At 42.6% G+C, this 18351-nt stretch carries 20 protein-coding genes; 15 read left to right on the top strand and 5 right to left on the bottom strand.

What is annotated here, in order from left to right; translation table 11 throughout:
* Positions 1–175: 175 nt before the first annotated feature.
* The gene (locus tag ACFVP7_RS12180; RefSeq protein WP_080529437.1) at positions 176–1087 is read left to right on the top strand and encodes a ring-cleaving dioxygenase; all 912 of its coding nucleotides are present in this window, start codon (positions 176–178) and stop codon (positions 1085–1087) included.
* Between the two features lie 15 nt (positions 1088–1102).
* Positions 1103–1705 (top strand): alpha/beta hydrolase, encoded by a 603-nt coding sequence (locus ACFVP7_RS12175; RefSeq protein WP_338730499.1) that lies wholly within the window; start codon positions 1103–1105, stop codon positions 1703–1705.
* Between the two features lie 42 nt (positions 1706–1747).
* Here ACFVP7_RS12175 and ACFVP7_RS12170 read toward each other — a convergent pair whose 3' ends face one another.
* The gene (locus ACFVP7_RS12170) at positions 1748–2356 is read right to left on the bottom strand and encodes a nitroreductase family protein (protein ID WP_017697145.1); all 609 of its coding nucleotides are present in this window, start codon (positions 2354–2356) and stop codon (positions 1748–1750) included.
* 129 nt (positions 2357–2485) lie between these two features.
* Between ACFVP7_RS12170 and yodB the strand changes: the two genes are divergently transcribed.
* Positions 2486–2824: a transcriptional regulator YodB gene (yodB, locus tag ACFVP7_RS12165; RefSeq protein ID WP_004399427.1), complete on the top strand. Its 339-nt coding sequence runs from the start codon at positions 2486–2488 to the stop codon at positions 2822–2824.
* A gap of 387 nt (positions 2825–3211) precedes the next feature.
* Here the strand turns inward: yodB and ACFVP7_RS12160 are convergent, their stop codons facing one another.
* Complete coding sequence (locus ACFVP7_RS12160) at positions 3212–3601, bottom strand: tautomerase family protein (RefSeq protein WP_014477090.1); 390 nt, start codon at positions 3599–3601, stop codon at positions 3212–3214.
* A 364-nt stretch (positions 3602–3965) separates the two neighbouring features.
* Between ACFVP7_RS12160 and ACFVP7_RS12155 the strand changes: the two genes are divergently transcribed.
* Positions 3966–5300 carry a gluconate:H+ symporter gene (locus ACFVP7_RS12155; protein WP_375059952.1) on the top strand — a complete coding sequence of 445 codons (1335 nt, stop codon included), beginning with the start codon at positions 3966–3968 and terminating at the stop codon, positions 5298–5300.
* An 84-nt stretch (positions 5301–5384) separates the two neighbouring features.
* The gene (locus tag ACFVP7_RS12150; protein ID WP_015251888.1) at positions 5385–5621 is read left to right on the top strand and encodes a hypothetical protein; all 237 of its coding nucleotides are present in this window, start codon (positions 5385–5387) and stop codon (positions 5619–5621) included.
* 33 nt (positions 5622–5654) lie between these two features.
* On the opposite strand, the gene gerT is transcribed toward ACFVP7_RS12150, so the two are convergent.
* On the bottom strand, positions 5655–6116 hold the full coding sequence (gene gerT / locus ACFVP7_RS12145) for a spore germination protein GerT (protein ID WP_375059953.1): 462 nt from the start codon (positions 6114–6116) through the stop codon (positions 5655–5657).
* Positions 6117–6214: 98 nt separating this feature from the next.
* On the opposite strand from gerT, the gene rarD reads away from it, so the two are divergent.
* The 4 genes from rarD (at position 6215) to bshB2 (ending at position 8496) form a co-directional block, all read left to right on the top strand.
* Positions 6215–7111 carry an EamA family transporter RarD gene (gene rarD / locus ACFVP7_RS12140; protein WP_163130771.1) on the top strand — a complete coding sequence of 299 codons (897 nt, stop codon included), beginning with the start codon at positions 6215–6217 and terminating at the stop codon, positions 7109–7111.
* Positions 7112–7186: 75 nt separating this feature from the next.
* Positions 7187–7465 (top strand): hypothetical protein, encoded by a 279-nt coding sequence (locus ACFVP7_RS12135; RefSeq protein ID WP_003231211.1) that lies wholly within the window; start codon positions 7187–7189, stop codon positions 7463–7465.
* Positions 7462–7812 (top strand): YojF family protein, encoded by a 351-nt coding sequence (locus ACFVP7_RS12130; protein WP_003231213.1) that lies wholly within the window; start codon positions 7462–7464, stop codon positions 7810–7812. Before ACFVP7_RS12135 ends, ACFVP7_RS12130 begins: the two co-directional genes overlap by 4 nt.
* 18 nt (positions 7813–7830) lie before the next feature.
* Positions 7831–8496 (top strand): bacillithiol biosynthesis deacetylase BshB2, encoded by a 666-nt coding sequence (bshB2, locus tag ACFVP7_RS12125; protein ID WP_375059954.1) that lies wholly within the window; start codon positions 7831–7833, stop codon positions 8494–8496.
* Between the two features lie 25 nt (positions 8497–8521).
* Here bshB2 and rsbRC read toward each other — a convergent pair whose 3' ends face one another.
* Positions 8522–9370 (bottom strand): RsbT co-antagonist RsbRC, encoded by an 849-nt coding sequence (gene rsbRC, locus ACFVP7_RS12120; protein WP_070547459.1) that lies wholly within the window; start codon positions 9368–9370, stop codon positions 8522–8524.
* Between the two features lie 15 nt (positions 9371–9385).
* The gene (locus tag ACFVP7_RS12115; protein WP_003231218.1) at positions 9386–10744 is read right to left on the bottom strand and encodes an MATE family efflux transporter; all 1359 of its coding nucleotides are present in this window, start codon (positions 10742–10744) and stop codon (positions 9386–9388) included.
* 265 nt (positions 10745–11009) lie between these two features.
* On the opposite strand from ACFVP7_RS12115, the gene cdaS reads away from it, so the two are divergent.
* The 6 genes from cdaS to ACFVP7_RS12085 all read left to right on the top strand — a co-directional run bounded on the left by cdaS (position 11010) and on the right by ACFVP7_RS12085 (position 18300).
* Positions 11010–11633 carry a cyclic di-AMP synthase CdaS gene (cdaS, locus tag ACFVP7_RS12110; RefSeq protein WP_010886531.1) on the top strand — a complete coding sequence of 208 codons (624 nt, stop codon included), beginning with the start codon at positions 11010–11012 and terminating at the stop codon, positions 11631–11633.
* Positions 11634–11868: 235 nt separating this feature from the next.
* On the top strand, positions 11869–13086 hold the full coding sequence (locus ACFVP7_RS12105) for a macrolide family glycosyltransferase (protein WP_396582193.1): 1218 nt from the start codon (positions 11869–11871) through the stop codon (positions 13084–13086).
* Positions 13087–13467: 381 nt separating this feature from the next.
* A complete protein-coding gene (cwlS, locus tag ACFVP7_RS12100) occupies positions 13468–14712 on the top strand; it encodes a D-gamma-glutamyl-meso-diaminopimelic acid endopeptidase CwlS (protein ID WP_004399265.1) in 1245 nt (414 codons plus the stop codon).
* Between the two features lie 92 nt (positions 14713–14804).
* Entirely contained in the window at positions 14805–15395 is a 591-nt protein-coding gene (locus tag ACFVP7_RS12095) for a superoxide dismutase family protein (RefSeq protein ID WP_396582191.1), read from the top strand.
* 63 nt (positions 15396–15458) lie between these two features.
* Positions 15459–16373, top strand: coding sequence for an AAA family ATPase (locus ACFVP7_RS12090; RefSeq protein WP_396582189.1), 915 nt, complete (start codon positions 15459–15461; stop codon positions 16371–16373).
* A gap of 10 nt (positions 16374–16383) precedes the next feature.
* Positions 16384–18300 carry a VWA domain-containing protein gene (locus ACFVP7_RS12085; protein WP_396582187.1) on the top strand — a complete coding sequence of 639 codons (1917 nt, stop codon included), beginning with the start codon at positions 16384–16386 and terminating at the stop codon, positions 18298–18300.
* The last annotated feature ends 51 nt before the right edge of the window (positions 18301–18351 follow it).

Raw genomic sequence — 18351 nt, 5'->3', positions numbered from 1 at the left:
CTCCTGAAACATGATAATGCTCACTATAATAGCAGTTGTTAGAAAAGATCACAAGATAATTATTAGAAAAAAATGATTTTTTCAATTATTTAAACAAAACACATGGTTTGCATCCTTTTCAATAAAGGTTTAAAATAATAAATATCTTGAAATCGAGATAAATAGGAGTGAGAAAATGAAAACAGAAGGATTGCACCATGTCACAGCATTCGCCAGAGATCCGCAAGAAAACTTGCGATTTTATACAGAAGTGCTTGGGCTCAGACTTGTTAAAAAAACAGTAAACTTTGATGATCCCGGAACGTATCATTTTTACTTTGGGAATCAAAACGGAGATCCCGGTACAATAATGACCTTTTTTCCGTTCCAAGGAAGCGGACAGGGAACGGTAGGAAAAGGCCAAGCGGGCCGGGTGTACTTTTCAGTTCCCTCAGGCTCCCTGTCTTTTTGGAAGGAACGTCTTGAGAAAAGCGGGCTGAGCCTAGAGGAAAAAACGTTGTTTGGTGAAAAAGGTCTTATTTTTGATGATACAGAAGACCTTCCGCTGGCGATCATGGAGGATGCGAAAAGCGGCAAAAGCGAGTGGACGCCTGACGGGATCACAACAAATGAAGCAATTACGGGAATGAAAGGTGTGCTGCTATATTCCTACGACCCGCAGGCGACCATACAATTGTTAACGGAAAGCTTTGGATACACCAAAGTGGCCGAAGAAGACCAGATTGTCAGACTGGCATCCTCAGCGGCCGTCGGCGGTGTCATTGATGTCCATTTACATCCTGAAAAAAGAGGAGTCGGAGGATATGGTACGGTACACCATGTAGCGTTTCGGACTAAGAAAACGGAACAGGCGAAATGGCTGCCGATTATTGCTGAAAACCATCTGCCTGCGTCAGAAATTCTCGACAGGGAATACTTTACATCAGTTTATTTCAGGGAGAAAGGCGGTATCTTATTTGAAATTGCCACAGATGAACCGGGCTTTATGACAGATGAAACGTTTGCTGAGCTAGGGACTTCCTTAAAACTGCCTGAATGGCTGGAGAAACATAGACAACAAATTACAGACATTTTACCTGAACTTTAAAAGGGGGAATTTATAATGAAGCATATTTATGAAAAAGGAACATCTGACAACGTACTTTTGCTGTTGCATGGCACGGGCGGTAATGAACACGATCTGTTTTCATTGGGGCGGTTTATAGACCCTGATGCTCATTTGCTTGGTGTCAGAGGATCGGTGCTTGAAAATGGAATGCCGCGATTTTTCAAACGTCTGAGTGAAGGAGTTTTTGATGAAAAGGATCTTGTGGTGCGGACAAGAGAATTGAAAGATTTTATCGACGAGGCTGCAGAAACGCATCAGTTTAATCGCGGCCGAGTGATTGCAGTCGGTTATTCAAACGGCGCAAACATTGCGGCAAGCCTGCTTTTTCATTATAAAGATGTGTTAAAAGGGGCTATTCTGCATCATCCAATGGTTCCGATTCGGGGTATCGAGCTGCCTGATATGGCGGGGCTCCCTGTTTTTATCGGTGCCGGGAAATACGATCCTCTTTGCACGAAGGAAGAATCAGAAGAGCTTTACCGCTATTTGCGTGACAGCGGGGCATCAGCCTCCGTTTACTGGCAGGACGGGGGCCATCAGCTGACTCAGCATGAAGCTGAACAGGCTCGTGAATGGTACAAAGAGGCGATTGTATAAAAAAACCTTAGTCCGGATTTCGGACTAAGGTTTTTCATATCCTTACAGCCAAGTTGATACTTTTGAAAGCGGCAGACGGTTGCTTTGATGCGCAGGCTTCACTGCTTTGCCGATTGAAATAAGCATAACCGGAACATAGCGCTCACTGATATCAAATTGCTTTTGGAACTGCTCTTTGTTAAATCCGCCGATTGCGCAAGTGTCATAACCTTTTGCTTTTGCGGCAATCATAAGCTGCATAGCAGCTAAAGAAGCATTTAAGAAAGCGGAATCACGTGCGAATTGCTCGCTTTGGTAAGCACCGTTGATTTGGCCGAGCAATGTTTGTTTGATTTCATCCGTAATATAGCCTTGGCTTGCTAATTCAGCATAAACTTCTTCACCGTTTTCATTTGCCTTTAAATCGCCTAAAATGGCAACAACAGCAGAAGACTCAACGATTTGTTTTTGATTATACGCTACAGGAAGAAGCTCCGCTTTTGATTCATCGCTGTGGAATACTGTAAAATGCCAATGCTGAAGGTTCCAAGCAGAAGGCGCTTTAGTGGCAAAGTCTAATAGCTCAGTCAGCTCCTCCTTAGAGATCGGGGCATTTGTATCATATTCCTTTACAGATGCACGTGCTTTTAAAACATCCAGAGTATTCGTCATAGTGTTTCCTCCTTCGGATAAACGTGGTATGATAATAGAAAAGTTAGAAGCTTACTAAATGTAACTTGAAAGATTATTGTAATGGATCATTGAATACATGTCAATCAATAGATGAAGGGATGAAGACTTGTGGGAAATACGATGTGCCCTAAAATGGAATCCGCATTCTCATTGCTGGGAAAACGATGGAACGGTCTGATCATCCATGTGCTAATGGATGGGCCGAAACGGTTTAAAGAGATAACGGAAACAATACCGATGATCAGCCAAAAAATGTTGGCAGAGCGCTTGAAGGAGCTTGAACAAAACGAGATTGTCGAACGGCAGGTTCTCCCTGAAACGCCGGTCAAAGTCATCTACACGCTGACTGAAAAAGGAACAGCGCTTCAAGCTGTATTTCAAGAGATGCAGGCATGGGCCGATCAATTTTGCGAGCCTGGTGACACAGTGTGTGAAGAAGAGAAATAAGGAAAGCGGCGTCTGAAAAAGAGCCTTTGTTTCCATGGTGAGTCATGTAAGTACGGTTCACACCCCGTTTACATGACTTTTTATATTTGTCAGACTGACATTTCCGGATTGGCAAAAGTGTCATGTTCATGGAAATGATCAATAAGTTATAGCATCCAACCTGTTGTAAATGGGGATTATGAGTTATCTTATTATGCAAATCAGCAAAATTTTATATTTTCGGCCAAAACCCAGTCAGCATCCAATTGGCGTTTAAACCGGATCTAATAAGGAGATCCAGGTTTTTCGTATTGCTGGATGCTTCTATACTGATGACTTCCGCATTTATGAAAAAAAGAGAGAGCTTCTTGGAGCTCTCTCTTCTTTTTTTTGTGGGGAGACGAAATCTTATAGTTTTCCATTCAAAAATTGCGCCTCACCAAGACCGAAACTCCAGTCTGCGTCACCATTCTCAGTAATAGATACCATGAGGTCTTCAGGGGAAATTCCGCATTTTTCTTCTAGCCTTTCAGCAAGCAGAGCATACAATTTTTCCTTTTGGCTTTCGGTTCTTGCTTTGCTTGTCATACTAATGATGACCAGATCCTTGGTTCTCTGAAACCCTAATCCCGTATCTTGGATTATAAGCTCGTTTGCGGGATGCTGATGGACAATTTGATAACGGTCTCTTTCCGGAACACCAAATGCTTCAACCATCGCTTGGTGAGCAGTATCTAATAACAATTGCAGCGATTTTTCATCACGGCCCTCAATTACATCAAAACGCAATAATGGCATGTGTACTCCTCCTCTTATGAAGTTGTTATCCGTCTGTTCTCATATTGTCTCATTTGCTTCCAGACAATGGATAGATATAATGATTGGCAGTCAACTTTAAAAAACATAACATATAACCAAAAGTTAATCAACATATAACTAATAAATCATTGGGTTAGGCGGTAGGTAATCGAGACAAGCTCATAAAAACGATTGACAGTCATTGATTAGGAGATTAGTATGAACATATTAGTTGATCAAAAGATAACAATCATATAACCAATACGTTTTTAGTTATTAATGAAAGCGCTTTCTGTTCATCTAGGCATGAAAAGCGCCAAAACATTGTCGCGAGAATCATATAAAACACTTTTGGAGGGGTACCATGCCGATTTTAATTGTAGCTGTCGGAGTGCTGATTCTGTTATTTCTCATTATTAAAGTAAAATTAAATACCTTTGTCTCACTGATTGTCGTTTCATTTTTAGTAGCCATCGGACTTGGAATGGATATCAATAAAATTGTTCTTTCAATTGAGACTGGAATTGGCGGGCAGCTGGGGCATTTAGCTTTAGTGTTTGGATTTGGCGCGATGCTTGGGCGGCTTGTCTCAGATGCTGGGGGCGGCTACCGGATTGCCATTACGCTGATTGACAAATTCGGGAGGAAACGAATACAGGCGGCGGTTGTGGTTGCCTCTTTTATCATCGGGATTGCCCTATTTTTTGAAGTCGGTCTTGTTCTGTTGATACCGATTGTTTACGCGATTGCTAAAGAATTAAAAATGCCTTTTCTGTATCTGGGAATCCCGATGGCCGCCGCCTTAAATGTTACTCACGGATTTTTGCCCCCGCATCCTGCTCCAACTGCTATCTCAGTTGCATACGGTGCCCATATTGGCCAGGTGCTGCTTTTTGGAATCATCATCGCTGTTCCGACAACTGTGATTGCCGGGCCTTTATTTAATAAATTTGCGATGAAACGGTTTCCTGGTGCGTATCAAAAGCATGGAAACTTATCGGGGTTAGGACCGAGGAAAGAATTTCAGCTGGATGAAACACCGGGCTTTGCGATCAGTGCTGTCACGTCTTTATTCCCGGTTATCTTTATGGCAATGGCAACAGTTTTTTCTTTATTATTGAGTGAACATTCAAAAGGAAAAGACATTATAGAATTTATCGGCACTCCGGGAACGGCAATGCTCATTTCGCTGTTGCTTGCACTCTATACGATGGGATATGCCCGTAAAATATCTATGCAGGAAATCAGCAGATCTATTTCAGAATCAATTTCCCAAATTGCGATGATGCTGCTCATCATAGGAGGGGGAGGAGTGTTTAAACAGGTGCTGATTGACGGCGGGGTCGGCGATTATGTCGCTGATTTTTTCCGTCAAACAAACATGTCGCCGCTATTCGTTGCATGGACCATCGCCGCGGTTCTGCGTCTGTGTCTAGGCTCTGCTACCGTGGCTGCGCTTACTACAGCGGGAATGGCAGCTCCGCTTATGGAGGCTGGCAGTGTAAACCCCGCGTTAATGGTGCTTGCAACAGGAGCCGGCAGTGTCATTGCGTGTCATGTAAATGATGCAGGATTTTGGATGGTAAAGGAATTTTTCGGCTTGAGCATGAAAGAAACATTTCAAACCTGGACGTTGCTTACAACAGTTCTTTCGGTTACAGGGCTCGGCTGTGTGTTATTGGCAGGGCTTGTGATGTAACAATCATAGACAGTCCGTAGCCCAATCGTTTTTCTTCCTTGCTGAATACTTTACGTATAGGCAGACATAAAGGAGGAAAAAATCATGTACCCTCATCATTCGTATTATCGCGGAATCCCAGGTTCAGCCGGATATCCGGCGCGTAGTCCTTTTTTGTTTGGCGCTCCTCTAGTCGGCGGTTTATTAGGCGGTTTTCTCGGGAGTGCGCTGTTTAACTATTCTCGTCCCTATGCCTATCCTCCTGGCCCTTATGGATACGGAGGCGGACCGTACGGTTTTGGTGCCGGTGTGCCATACGGGGGATATCCTGGCTTCTATTAATAAAAACGGCCTGCATCGATTGCAGGCCGTTTTTTATCGGATGATTTCTACCTCGGACATATTGTAGTCTTGCTGTTTTTGAAACATGACTTCCAGAAGGCCATCCTTATAGACGGCTTTTGTTCCTTTGCGTTTGACTAAACAAGGAAGGTTTACTTTTTTCGGATGATCTGCTCTTGGGAGGTTTTCCAACCATAATTCGTGAGATGTGTGTTTGATTCTCACTTGTTCCAGCCATTCTTCGCTGATTGGCACCTTTACAAACACATGGTCTGCTGTTTCGAATATATCAATATCAGGTTTTGGATCAGGTTTGGCGGGCTGTTCTTTTTGGGGGAGAGGATCGCGGAAAGGAAATTGAGCCGCATAATCACTGCCGAACACACTTTCCATCACATGATTGACATACGTTTCAACTTCTTTCGGATCAGCTTTTTTTAATGCTTCTTTAGAAAATTGATTGTGGAAAGGAAAGTACTTGTTCCACTCAAACATTGTCTTCACATCCTTTCTTCACGGACAAAATAGTATATGCCCGCCAGATCTTTCACGTGATATAATATAAGATGCTCTAAAGAAAGGCAGGGATATAAATGCAATATTCAGAAACAAAAAAAGGCGTTATTTACACAGCCGTTTCCTTTATCATGTGGGGCCTGTTTCCGCTCTATTGGAAGCTTCTCGAACAGCTGCCGGCTCTTGATATTTTGGCTCATCGTATTATATGGTCTTTTGTTTTTATGTGTATCGTACTTTTTTTCTTGCGGCAATGGAAAATAGGATGGCAGGAGTTGCGCTCTCTGAAAAAGAACGGAGGGATCCTCTCTTTATTTCTTGCTTCTATCCTGATTTCGATCAACTGGTTTGTATACATATGGGCTGTAAACCATGGCTTTTTGCTTGAGGCTAGTCTTGGCTATTACATTAATCCGCTTGTATCAGTGCTCCTTGGGATTTTATTTTTAAAGGAAAAACTGAATCGCCTGCAATTAGTGGCCGTTTCGATTGCGGCAGCCGGTGTCATCATCTCGGCGTTCCAATACGGCTCCATTCCTTATGTTGCGCTTCTCCTCGCATTCAGCTTTGGGCTGTACGGGTTAAGCAAAAAAAGAACAAGCCTGACGAGCGCCATCGGTTTAACGCTGGAAACATTCATGATTATGCCGATTGCATTGGGGTATTTGCTGTTCAGCGGACATGTTCAGCCAGCGGGTGCAGAAAGCGGAGGGACGTGGCTGCTTCTCTTTTTGGCCGGTGTGTTTACGGCTTTGCCGCTCTTATTGTTTGCGGAAGGAGCGAAACGGCTGCCGCTGTATCAAGTCGGTATCTTACAATATATTGCGCCGACCATTACCCTGCTGATCGGGCTGTTTGTTTACCATGAGCCATTTTCAAGCTCGAAGGCTTTTACATTCAGCTGTATATGGGCTGCGCTGCTCTTGTTTACGTTTTCACAAGTGAAGTGGAAACGGGCGTCAAAAAGCCATTGAGGCCTTTGGCTTTTCAGCTGATGCATATATTATGTATAATCATTTCATGTATGTAAGACATAAAGGAGCAAGACGATGGACAATGATAAAGAGATAGTGAAAGCCTATGCTTCACTTTGGAATAACCGATCTCTCGCACATGATGACGCAGAAGCGGTAGCAGAGGCGATTGATCTTGAGCTCTTGGATAAACGAACACATCCAAGACTCCGAAAACCGATGCTGGAAAAATATTTTGCCGCGATTCAGCGCATTGTGAATTCACAGCTCGAACCGGCTGTGAAATATCAGCTGGTCAAATTACATACAGAACGTGCAGAGTATTTAAAAGAAGAAAGAGGGGAGCAATCATGAAAGCGATCATAAAAGAAGATGTGCAAGCATCTTTAGAACGATATGCGGACCGCCCTGTATATATCCATTTAGAAACCACCACAGGTTCTTATTCAGCGCACTTAAATGAAAAGAACATGACGGTTGTTGCGTATATCCGCAATGCAAAAGTCACTTATCATCAGGCAAAAATCAAAGGCAACGGGCCTTACCGCGTTGGCTTGAAAACAGAAGAAGGCTGGATTTATGCTGAAGGCTTGACTGAATACACGGTAGATGAAGAAAACCGTTTATTAATGGCGGGACACCTGCCGGGCGGTAAACTGGCTATTTCTCTGCAAATCAGCGAAAAACCGTTCACAGTTTAAAGAAAAGGGTGAATAATAATGAAAGAACATGTACTAGTAATCCTGCCTCACCCTGATGATGAATCATATGGAGTGGCAGGCCTCATTGCCTTAAACAGAAAAAAAGACATTCCCGTTACGTATGCCTGCGCCACTTTAGGTGAAATGGGCAGAAATATGGGCGATCCATTTTTCGCGAATCGTGAAACGTTGCCGCTGCTAAGAAAACAAGAGCTCATCAATGCTTGCAAAGAAATGGATATCAATGACCTTCGTATGCTTGGACTCCGTGACAAAACGCTCGAATTTGAAGACGATGAGTATTTAGCTGATATCATGGAAGAGATCATAGATGATGTAAAACCAAGTTTAATTGTCACATTTTATCCCGGACACGGTGTGCACCCTGACCATGATGCATGCGGGGAAGCGGTTATCCGTGCATTATATCGCAAAAAGAAAGAAGACCGTCCGCGCACAATCTGCATGGCCATTACCCGCAACAGAGAAGAGGTTCTCGGCGAAGCTGATGTCGTACTTGATATCAAAGAAGTAGCTGATATTAAAATGAATGCGTTAAGAGCTCACCGCACACAAACAGAAGGCATGCTCAGAGAGTTTGAAGAGAAATTGAAAAATAATGAACCTGTTATGGCAACATGGTTTGAAGAAGAAATATATTGGACGTATCAATGGAATGATTAATCAAAAAGGTATAAGGCCTTAAGCCTTATACCTTTTTTAATTTTAAGTCCGATGCAATTGCTGAAGCGAGAGTGGATCTCAAGGAAATACCTTCGAAAGACAAACCTAGCTGAACCGCTGTTTGCGCGATTTCCGGACGGATTCCAGACAAAGTTGAAGAAACACCGATTAAACGAAGCGCCTCAATCAGACTGAACAGCTGATGGGCAACCATCGTATCAATCACAGCTACTCCTGATAAATCAATATACAGTTGTGTCACCTTTTTTTTCGCACATTGATGCAGTGTGTTTTCCATAATCAGCTTGGCGCGGACTGTATCAATATCTCCGATTAAAGGCAGCAGTCCGACGCTGTGAAACAGCACGATGACCGGAGCGCTCAATTCAGTAATCATATCTTTTTGGGCCTGAAGCTGAAGGCTTGTGTTTTTGTACATTTCTTCTATAAAAATATGAATCACAAGATCAAACGCTTTTATAAGGGCGTGATACAGGTCTTCGGCTTCTTCGTTTTTCACAGTATCCTGATTGAGATGGACAAATTCTTTCACATAGGAAACATATAAATCTCTCACTCTGACAAACTCCCGAATAATATAGTGGATAGGAGTTTTTAAATGCTCTTGATCCTGTGTGACTTCAAAGGCCCATTCTTTCAGTATAGGCAAGTATACGTCCTCATCATCTATAAAAATACGGTTTATTTTATAGTTAAAGGCAAGATTCTGGCTCTTTAAATTGTGAATGACAACAGGGTCTGTTGAGGCATAAATGGAATTGGGATCAGTCTCCTCGATTGTTTCATACCATGTTGAACTGATGGTTTCCGCATGCTGGGAAAGATACTCGAATAATTTTTTGTTTTTTGCCATGATTGATCACCTCTTTTAAATGTGTTGTTTTTGCGAATAACGTTTTTGCAGTTTTGCCAGCCTGAAAAACAGCCCAACTGCTCCGGCGGCGAGTCCCGCTATTAATCCAATCCAATAGCCGAATGCACCGAGGCTTGTAAACGTACCGACCATATAACCGACCGGAAGGCCAATGACCCAGTAAGAGACAAAAGCGGCCGCAAGCGTATAGTTCACATCTTTGTACCCTCTGAGTGCTCCCTGGATCGGTGCGGCAACAGCATCGGAAAGCTGAAAAAATAGCGCATAAATTAAAAAGTGCTGTGTCAGCCGGAGCACATCGGGGTCAGAAGTGTACATGCCCGCAATTTGCTCTCTGAATAAAAGGATACAGGCGGCAGTGAACAAAGAAAAGCCGATCGCCATCATGATGCCGATTAAGCTATATGAGCGTGCATCCTTAAAACGGGCTGCACCCGCTTCAAATCCGACAACAATTGTTAGAGCCATGGACACGCTAAGCGGCAGCATATATAAAAGAGACGCAAAATTCATGGCTGCCTGGTGGGACGCGATGGTCACTGTATGAAAATGGCTCATTAGAAGCGTGACAGCTGCGAAAATGCTCGTTTCAAAAAACACGGCGAACCCAATAGGCAGCCCGATTTTGAGCAAATTTTTGCATGCTTTCCAAGAGAACTTATACATGGTAAGAAAAATCCCGTATTCAGAAAACGGTGCGTTTTTATGAATAATGAAAAAACTGATGATGCAGATACACCAATAAGTTAACGCGGATGCCAGCCCCGCACCTACACCCCCAAGTGCCGGCATTCCGAACTTCCCGAAGATAAATACATAATTCAATACAAAATTGATTGGAAGAGAACTGAGTGTAATCATCATGGTGACTCTCGTTTTTCCTAATGAGTCGATGAATGATCTCAACACGGTGTAAACAAATAAAGGGAAAATTCCCAGTGATAAAAAGCCTAAAAAGTGTTTAGCAATCTGATGCACGTGAATATCAAGGTTCAATCGGCCAAGAATAAGGTCAACTGCAGCATATCCAATCACTAAAACGGCGATGCTAAGAAGCGCGGCCACGTATACAGCTTGTAAAACAGTAAAGGGAATCTTCTGTTTTTTCTCTGCACCTAATAACTGAGCGACAATCGGGGTTACCGCCATTAATATACCTGCAAGTCCTGTGTAAACAGGGGTCCAAAGGCTTGAGCCAATGGCGACACCAGCTAAATCAGCGGGGCTGACTTTCCCTGACATCACAGTATCTAGAAAAGTGATCAGAGAAAGCCCCGCTTGGGTAATGAATATCGGTATTAAAATGTGCAAGAGCTGTTTGATTTTTTCCCGGGCGTTTTGAGTTTCTTTCATACATTGATCTCCGTTTCTTTTTCATAACGAGAGAAATTATAACATTTTATGTATAAAAAGCAATGAACGCCGGGCCTATTCTTTTTTTGTCGGTTTCGTTTTTCTAAACATTTGGGCATAAATAAAAGAAAGCGAAATCACGCCTAAAAAGGTGCAAATATACTGAATGATTCTTTCGATTTCCATTCTTTACATCCCTCCTTTACCAATAGAATGTGCATCAATAAGATAAGCATTCGTGAAAAGTTGGAAATTTGAACAGGAGATGAAGGCTATGCGCTATGAGCAGATATCAGAAAATGCGTTCAAGGGGAAAATACAGGTGTACTTAGAGCAAATATTAGGTGATGCATCTCTAATCTTGAAAACGCTTCACGAAAAAGACCAGTGTCTCCTTTGTGAATTAGATGATTTGGGGCACGTTTTTCAGGACATGCAGGGGATTGCATCCTCCTTTTATTTGCAATCATACATTGAGGAATTTACGCCGGCATTTATTGAGCTGGCCAAGGCGATTAAAGCCTTATCGGAACATAAGCATGGAGCTTTAATTGTGATTGAAAGAGCAGACCCGGTTGAACGTTTTATTCAAAAAGGCACCTCCCTACACGCCGAGATCAGCTCTTCATTAATTGAAAGCATCTTTTTTCCCGGAAACCCTCTTCATGACGGCGCTTTATTAGTGAGGGAAAACAAACTCGTGTCAGCAGCCAATGTGCTCCCGCTGACGACGAAGGAAGTGGATATCCATTTGGGAACCCGGCACCGGGCGGCTCTCGGTATGTCGGGCTATACGGATGCACTGGTGCTCGTGGTTTCAGAGGAAACAGGGAAGATGTCGTTTGCCAAAGACGGTGTATTATATCCGTTAATTTCACCAAGAACGTAAAAATAATAAAAAGGGCCTGATTAAGAATCCTATCATGAGACAAAATGACTGAATTCGCATCTTTATTAAAGCATTCGCTTCAAGCTGAATGCTTTTTGTCTTGAAGACAGGGAATATAAACTGGTAGAAAAGTTATATATGATGAATATTAATTAAGTGAAATACTTTACCTGTTTATGCATTTATAGTACCGTATAAAATATTACATAAATTCTCAAAGGAAGGGTGCTGCCGCATGGCTAATGTATTAATGATCGGTTTCCCCGGTGAAGGGCATATTAATCCCTCTATCGGTGTGATGAAGGAGCTGAAATCCCGGGGAGAAAAGATTACGTACTACGCAGTGAAGGAATATAAAGAAAAAATCACAGCTCTTGATATAGAGTTTCGTGAGTATCATGATTTCAGAGGAGATTACTTCGGGAAAAACGCAACCGGCGATGAAGAAAGAGATTTCACAGAAATGCTCTGCGCTTTTTTGAAAGCCTGTAAGGATATCGCGACTCATATTTATGAGGAAGTCAAACATGAATCGTATGATTATGTCATATATGATCACCATCTTCTCGCGGGTAAAGTCATTGCCAACATGCTGAAGCTGCCAAGATTTTCATTGTGTACAACCTTTGCGATGAATGAGGAATTTGCGAAGGAAATGATGGGAGCGTACATGAAAGGATCACTTGAAGATTCGCCTCATTATGAATCATACCAGCAGCTTGCAGAAACGTTAAATGCTGATTTTCAAGCAGAGATCAAGAAGCCATTTGATGTTTTTTTAGCTGATGGTGACTTGACAATCGTCTTTACATCAAGGGGATTTCAGCCACTGGCTGAGCAATTTGGCGAGCGATATGTATTTGTCGGTCCTTCCATTACAGAAAGAGCCGGAAACAATGATTTCCCATTTGATCAGATTGACAATGAAAACGTGCTGTTTATTTCAATGGGAACCATTTTTAATAATCAAAAGCAGTTTTTTAATCAATGCCTTGAAGTGTGTAAGGACTTTGACGGTAAAGTTGTGCTTTCCATCGGCAAGCATATTAAAACAAGTGAGTTAAACGACATTCCGGAGAATTTCATTGTACGCCCGTATGTCCCTCAGCTTGAGATATTGAAAAGAGCCAGCTTATTTGTGACACACGGCGGAATGAACAGCACAAGTGAAGGTTTGTATTTTGAAACCCCGCTCGTTGTCATTCCGATGGGAGGCGACCAATTTGTTGTCGCAGATCAGGTGGAAAAAGTCGGCGCAGGAAAAGTGTTAAAAAAAGAAGAATTATCTGAAAGCCTTCTGAAAGAGACGATACAAGATGTAATGAATAATCGTTCGTATGCTGAAAAGGCAAAAGAAATTGGACAATCACTGAAAGCGGCAGGCGGCTCTAAAAAAGCGGCCGATAGCATTCTTGAAGCTGTAAAACAAAAAACTCAATCAGCAAACGCATAGTGTAAAAGCCTGTTCTTATCGAAAGAACAGGCTTTTTGCCATTTCATAAGAATGCAGAGGAAGGGATTTGATACGCCGATAGAGAATTGATTAGAAAAATAGACAAGAAAGGAGGAGAAACTGCTTCGTTCATCAATAGAAAACCATCATTTTTACCCTCACTTAAATAGTTCCTTAGACTTTCGAAAAACATATCGTGCTTATGTAAAATGTTAGATGTTTATTTGAAGGTTTAAAGGTCGAACGATGCTGAAAATGCTGCGCCAAATGTTTGAAAAGGGTTTAACTTGCTGAAAAATTGACGATAAAACAGTTGTGTGCCATTTTTGGAAACAAAATACTAGCTGTTTTTACAAAAAAACAGTTTAGGAGGTTGAATGAATGAAAAAGAAGATTGTAGCCGGCTTGGCTGTTTCTGCAGTTGTTGGGTCGTCGATGGCCGCAGCACCCGCGGAAGCAAAAACGATAAAAGTAAAAAGCGGTGACTCTCTTTGGAAACTTTCCCGCCAGTATGATACGACAATATCAGCTCTGAAATCCGAAAACAAATTGAAATCAACGGTGCTTTATGTCGGACAAAGTCTTAAGGTTCCTGAAAGCAGCAAAAAAAGCACGACATCCCCATCTAATTCAAGCAAAACGTCAACATACACAGTTGCATATGGTGATTCCCTATGGATGATTGCTAAAAATCATAAAATGAGTGTTTCTGAGCTTAAAAGCTTAAACAGCCTGAGCAGTGACCTGATTCGTCCGGGGCAAAAGCTTAAGATCAAAGGGACAAGCAGTTCAAGCGGATCAAATGGATCAAAGAAAAACAGCGGTTCCAATTCTTCAGGTTCTTCAAAAAGTACATATACGGTCAAGCTTGGTGACTCACTGTGGAAAATCGCAAACAGCTTAAATATGACTGTAGCCGAATTAAAAACTTTAAATGGCTTAACATCAGATACACTTTATCCTAAACAGGTGCTCAAAATAAAAGGAAGCAGTTCGCCTAAGAACGGAAACAGCGGTTCCAAAAAGCCGTCAAACTCCAATCCCTCAAAAACAACGACGTACAAGGTAAAAGCAGGCGATTCGCTGTGGAAAATTGCAAATCGGCTCGGAGTCACTGTCCAAAGCATCCGTGATAAAAACAATTTATCATCGGATGTGTTGCAAATCGGGCAGGTTCTGACTATTTCGGGAGCATCAAAATCTAATCCTTCAAATCCGACAAAGCCAACAAAGCCAAAAGATAACTCAGGGTCAAACATTCAAATAGGTTCGAAGATTGACAGAATGATAACGGAAGCGAAAAAATATGTCGGAGTGCCTTACCGATGGGGCGGAAACACGCCTGCCGGTTTTGATTGCAGCGGCTTCATTTATTACCTCATTAATAATGTATCATCTATATCAAGATTGAGTACGGCAGGGTATTGGAATGTCATGCAGAAAGTCAGCCAGCCGTCAGTAGGAGACTTTGTCTTCTTTACCACATATAAATCCGGTCCGTCTCACATGGGGATTTATCTAGGCGGCGGTGATTTTATTCATGCAAGCTCATCGGGCGTCGACATTTCCAATCTCAGCAATTCTTATTGGAAACAGCGGTACTTGGGCGCAAGAAGTTATTTTTAAAAATGAGTATGACAAAAAGCCTTTTATAGGCTTTTTTGTTTATACCAGACAATGATTGACCACACTGTTAGAAAAAACAAGGGGGAGACAGTATGCACCGTCTCTTGCTGTTGATGATGCTGACGGCAATGGGAGTTGCCGGATGCGGACAAAAAAAACCTCCAGACCCTCCTAACCGGGTGCCGGAAAAAAAAGTGGTTGAAACGTCAGCGTTTGGTCATCATGTCCAGCTGGTCAATCGTGAAGGGAAAGCAGTCGGTTTTATAGAGATCAAAGAATCAGATGATGAAGGCCTCGATATTCATATTTCCGCAAACAGCCTGCGTCCAGGTGCTTCTCTCGGTTTTCATATTTATGAGAAAGGTTCTTGTGTCATGCCGGATTTTGAATCAGCGGGCGGTCCCTTTAATCCGATGAACAAAGAACACGGCTTCAATAATCCGATGGGGCATCATGCCGGAGATCTGCCGAACCTTGAAGTCGGTGCTGATGGAAAGGTAGATGTCATAATGAATGCGCCTGACACTTCACTGAAAAAAGGAAGTAAACTAAATATTCTCGACGAGGACGGAAGTGCATTTATTATTCATGAACAAGCGGACGATTATCTGACAAACCCAAGCGGCAATTCCGGTGCGCGTATTGTCTGCGGAGCCCTATTGGGAAATAACGAGAAGCAGTAATATCATCCAAGCCCTTTTGTATTGAGCATACAGGGGCTTTTTTAGTATACTCGTTAATGGAATATGAATAGGAAAGGGAATCTGTCTATGACAACTCAACTACAGCACTTAACATTGCCGGAAGATATACAACAAAAGCTTTTATCATATAAAGAGCAGCCTATTTCCCCAGAGTTTCAATCGCTTATAGGAACATCAGGCTATGAGGCGGAGGATGAAGCCATTTTATTTGACGCCATTATTGCATTAGCCATGGGAAAAAATGTCCTGCTGAAAGGGCCTACAGGTTCAGGAAAAACAAAGTTGGCAGAAACATTGTCCAGCTATTTTCATAAACCGATGCACAGCGTCAACTGTTCAGTCGACTTGGACGCTGAGGCATTGGTCGGTTATAAAACGATTGAAAATCAATCTGGCCAGGCGACAATCGAGTTTGTTTCAGGACCTGTTACAAAGGCAATGAAGGAAGGCCATTTTCTTTATATAGATGAAATCAATATGGCGAAGCCGGAAACACTGCCTATTTTAAACGGTGTATTAGATTACAGAAAAATGATGACAAATCCGTTTACAGGCGAGGTCATACGGGCTAAAGGCGGTTTCGGAGTCATTGCAGCCATCAATGAAGGTTATGTCGGAACTGTTCCTCTGAATGAAGCGTTGAAAAACCGTTTTGTCATCATTGATGTGCCTTATATTAAAGGCGATCTGCTGAAACAAGTGCTCATGTCTCAGTCAGCCTTGAAAGACGAGAAATTGATTGACAGATTTATCACGCTTTCCTCTGACTTGATCGTTCAGGCCAATAACGGACAGGTGTCTGAAGAAGCGGCATCCATCAGAGCTTTAATCGATACATGTGATTTAGCTGCTTATATTCCGCCGCGTCGTGCCATTGAGCGGGGAATTGTAGAAAAGCTTGATGATGATCGGGAAAAAGCGGCCGTCCGAAATATTGCAGAAACTCTGTTTGAATGAGGGGGCTGCGATGAAATTTATCAAATTTAACGACAGCACGATTGATTCATTTTTATTTATGATGCTGACTGATTTGGCCAAAACACTCACCAAGAGTGAAGCGGTAGAAGTGGAGTATGGCGTTCAGTCCTATTACAATCCATTTGAAAAGAAAATCTATATGAGCCACTTTTGGAAAGACAGGGCAGCTGAGGACATGGAAGCGGGTCTGAAAAGCGACGTCTACCTGCGTTCAGTCGGAACAAGATATAGCTCGCTGCATGAGTTTGCGAACTTTTTGAATGATATCCATCGTCATCTCACCTTTAAAAGTTTTGCCAAGCAGCTCTTTATGCTGCTTGAAGACATTAGGATCGAAGAATGCATCAAACGTGAGCGTCCGGGTACGAAACATGTATTTGCGAAGCGAAAAGACATGTACAGAAAACATTTCTCAACCCAGCTGACCTTAAATTTGGAACGAAGCATTTTTACCGATGCGCTCTTTTGCGCGATCTATGTCAAGCTCACAGCGGAATCGCCGCTCGAGACCCTTCCATCCATACGTGAAGATATCGATCTGATGCGCCCGTTTATTGAGCAGCAGCTCTTGCGTGTGTATGAAGCAGATTCGACACGGCAGGTTCTGAAAATTGTTGAGGACCTCATGGACGGACTTGAAGAAGTGCTCGATAAAGACATGTTGAACACCTACTTCTTTTTGCCTGAGCTTGATTACGCAAAAGCTGCAGAACAGCCGTTATTTGAAGAAGAGAAAAAAGCGCCGAAGCTGAGTGATGACATCACGCTTCCAAAACAATCAGACGGTGATGAGGATATCCATGAAGAAGAAATGCCGACATGGCACCGGGAAACTGAAGCACCGTCTAAAAGCTTCCTTCAATTTGATATTGAACACGGCGCAAAATCAGATTTAGGAAAAGATGCTTCAAGGGAAGGCGACGACGGAGATCAGGCCCTTGGCTCTGTTCAAGGATCAGCCAGACAAACGAAACGGAAAGACTATTCCAAGCTGGAAGCGCTGGAGTCCCAAAAAGACCAGCCGAACGGAGCGGGTATGGCTGACGGCAAAGAAAATAAATATGCATTTCCAATTTATAAAGAACCGCAGCCGGCAACTAGTGAAGAGGAGCTTTCTTATAAACAGCAGGCAAAAACGATTGAATCGTATCAAAAGCGTTTGAAACAAATGATTCAAAAAACGCTGGAGCATAAAAAAACATTGCCGAGAACAGATCTTCATGCCGGGAGACTGAATAATAAGCTTCTTCGTTACTTCACTGAGCGAAATCCGCGCCTGTTCTACAAAAAGCAAGAACCGTCTACAGAAATCGACGCAGTTTTTACATTGCTGGTCGATTGTTCCGCCAGCATGTTCGACAAAATGGACGAAACAAAACGAGGAATCGTGCTGTTTCACGAAGCGCTGAAATCGGTAGCGGTTCCGCATCAGATTGTCGGTTTCTGGGAGGACACAAATGATGCAACCGAAACAAGCCAACCAAACTATTTCAATACGGTTATTCCCTTCCAATCATCATTAAGACAAGATTCTGGACCGGCCATTATGCAGCTTGAGCCAGAAGAAGATAACCGTGACGGGTACGCAATTAGGCAGATGACGAAAAAAATGCTGCATCGCAGCGAGGCGCAAAAGTTCTTAATTGTTTTCTCAGATGGAGAGCCGGCCGCATTTGGCTACGAACAAAATGGGATCGTCGATACAAGTGAGGCGGTTATCGAAGCCCGAAAAAGAGGAATAGAAGTGATAAATGTTTTTCTCTCCAACTCAGAAATAGAAGAATCGCAAATGAAGACGATTCAGGATATGTACGGAAAATTCAGTATATTTGTCCCGGATGTTGATCAGCTACCGGATGTTTTGTATCCGCTGCTGAAAAAACTGCTTCATAAAAGCATAGGATAGCCCTTAATCCTATGCTTTTTGGCGTTTGTTTTTTCGAATGATTAAATTTTT

Origin of the sequence: Bacillus sp. SG20033 (assembly GCF_044570195.1) — a bacterium.
Lineage (GTDB): Bacteria > Bacillota > Bacilli > Bacillales > Bacillaceae > Bacillus > Bacillus subtilis.
This window is presented reverse-complemented; position numbering and strand designations above follow the sequence as displayed.

Bases quoted from the DNA above. Each gene is read 5' to 3' on its own strand.
- ACFVP7_RS12180 (WP_080529437.1), top strand. From the start codon at position 176: ATGAAAACAGAAGGATTGCACCATGTCACAGCATTCGCCAGAGATCCG.
- ACFVP7_RS12175 (WP_338730499.1), top strand. From the start codon at position 1,103: ATGAAGCATATTTATGAAAAAGGAACATCTGACAACGTACTTTTGCTG.
- ACFVP7_RS12170 (WP_017697145.1), bottom strand. From the start codon at position 2,356: ATGACGAATACTCTGGATGTTTTAAAAGCACGTGCATCTGTAAAGGAA.
- ACFVP7_RS12160 (WP_014477090.1), bottom strand. From the start codon at position 3,601: ATGCCATTATTGCGTTTTGATGTAATTGAGGGCCGTGATGAAAAATCG.
- ACFVP7_RS12155 (WP_375059952.1), top strand. From the start codon at position 3,966: ATGCCGATTTTAATTGTAGCTGTCGGAGTGCTGATTCTGTTATTTCTC.
- ACFVP7_RS12150 (WP_015251888.1), top strand. From the start codon at position 5,385: ATGTACCCTCATCATTCGTATTATCGCGGAATCCCAGGTTCAGCCGGA.
- gerT (WP_375059953.1), bottom strand. From the start codon at position 6,116: ATGTTTGAGTGGAACAAGTACTTTCCTTTCCACAATCAATTTTCTAAA.
- rarD (WP_163130771.1), top strand. From the start codon at position 6,215: ATGCAATATTCAGAAACAAAAAAAGGCGTTATTTACACAGCCGTTTCC.
- ACFVP7_RS12135 (WP_003231211.1), top strand. From the start codon at position 7,187: ATGGACAATGATAAAGAGATAGTGAAAGCCTATGCTTCACTTTGGAAT.
- ACFVP7_RS12130 (WP_003231213.1), top strand. From the start codon at position 7,462: ATGAAAGCGATCATAAAAGAAGATGTGCAAGCATCTTTAGAACGATAT.
- bshB2 (WP_375059954.1), top strand. From the start codon at position 7,831: ATGAAAGAACATGTACTAGTAATCCTGCCTCACCCTGATGATGAATCA.
- rsbRC (WP_070547459.1), bottom strand. From the start codon at position 9,370: ATGGCAAAAAACAAAAAATTATTCGAGTATCTTTCCCAGCATGCGGAA.
- ACFVP7_RS12115 (WP_003231218.1), bottom strand. From the start codon at position 10,744: ATGAAAGAAACTCAAAACGCCCGGGAAAAAATCAAACAGCTCTTGCAC.
- cdaS (WP_010886531.1), top strand. From the start codon at position 11,010: ATGAAGGCTATGCGCTATGAGCAGATATCAGAAAATGCGTTCAAGGGG.
- ACFVP7_RS12105 (WP_396582193.1), top strand. From the start codon at position 11,869: ATGGCTAATGTATTAATGATCGGTTTCCCCGGTGAAGGGCATATTAAT.
- cwlS (WP_004399265.1), top strand. From the start codon at position 13,468: ATGAAAAAGAAGATTGTAGCCGGCTTGGCTGTTTCTGCAGTTGTTGGG.
- ACFVP7_RS12095 (WP_396582191.1), top strand. From the start codon at position 14,805: ATGCACCGTCTCTTGCTGTTGATGATGCTGACGGCAATGGGAGTTGCC.
- ACFVP7_RS12090 (WP_396582189.1), top strand. From the start codon at position 15,459: ATGAATAGGAAAGGGAATCTGTCTATGACAACTCAACTACAGCACTTA.
- ACFVP7_RS12085 (WP_396582187.1), top strand. From the start codon at position 16,384: ATGAAATTTATCAAATTTAACGACAGCACGATTGATTCATTTTTATTT.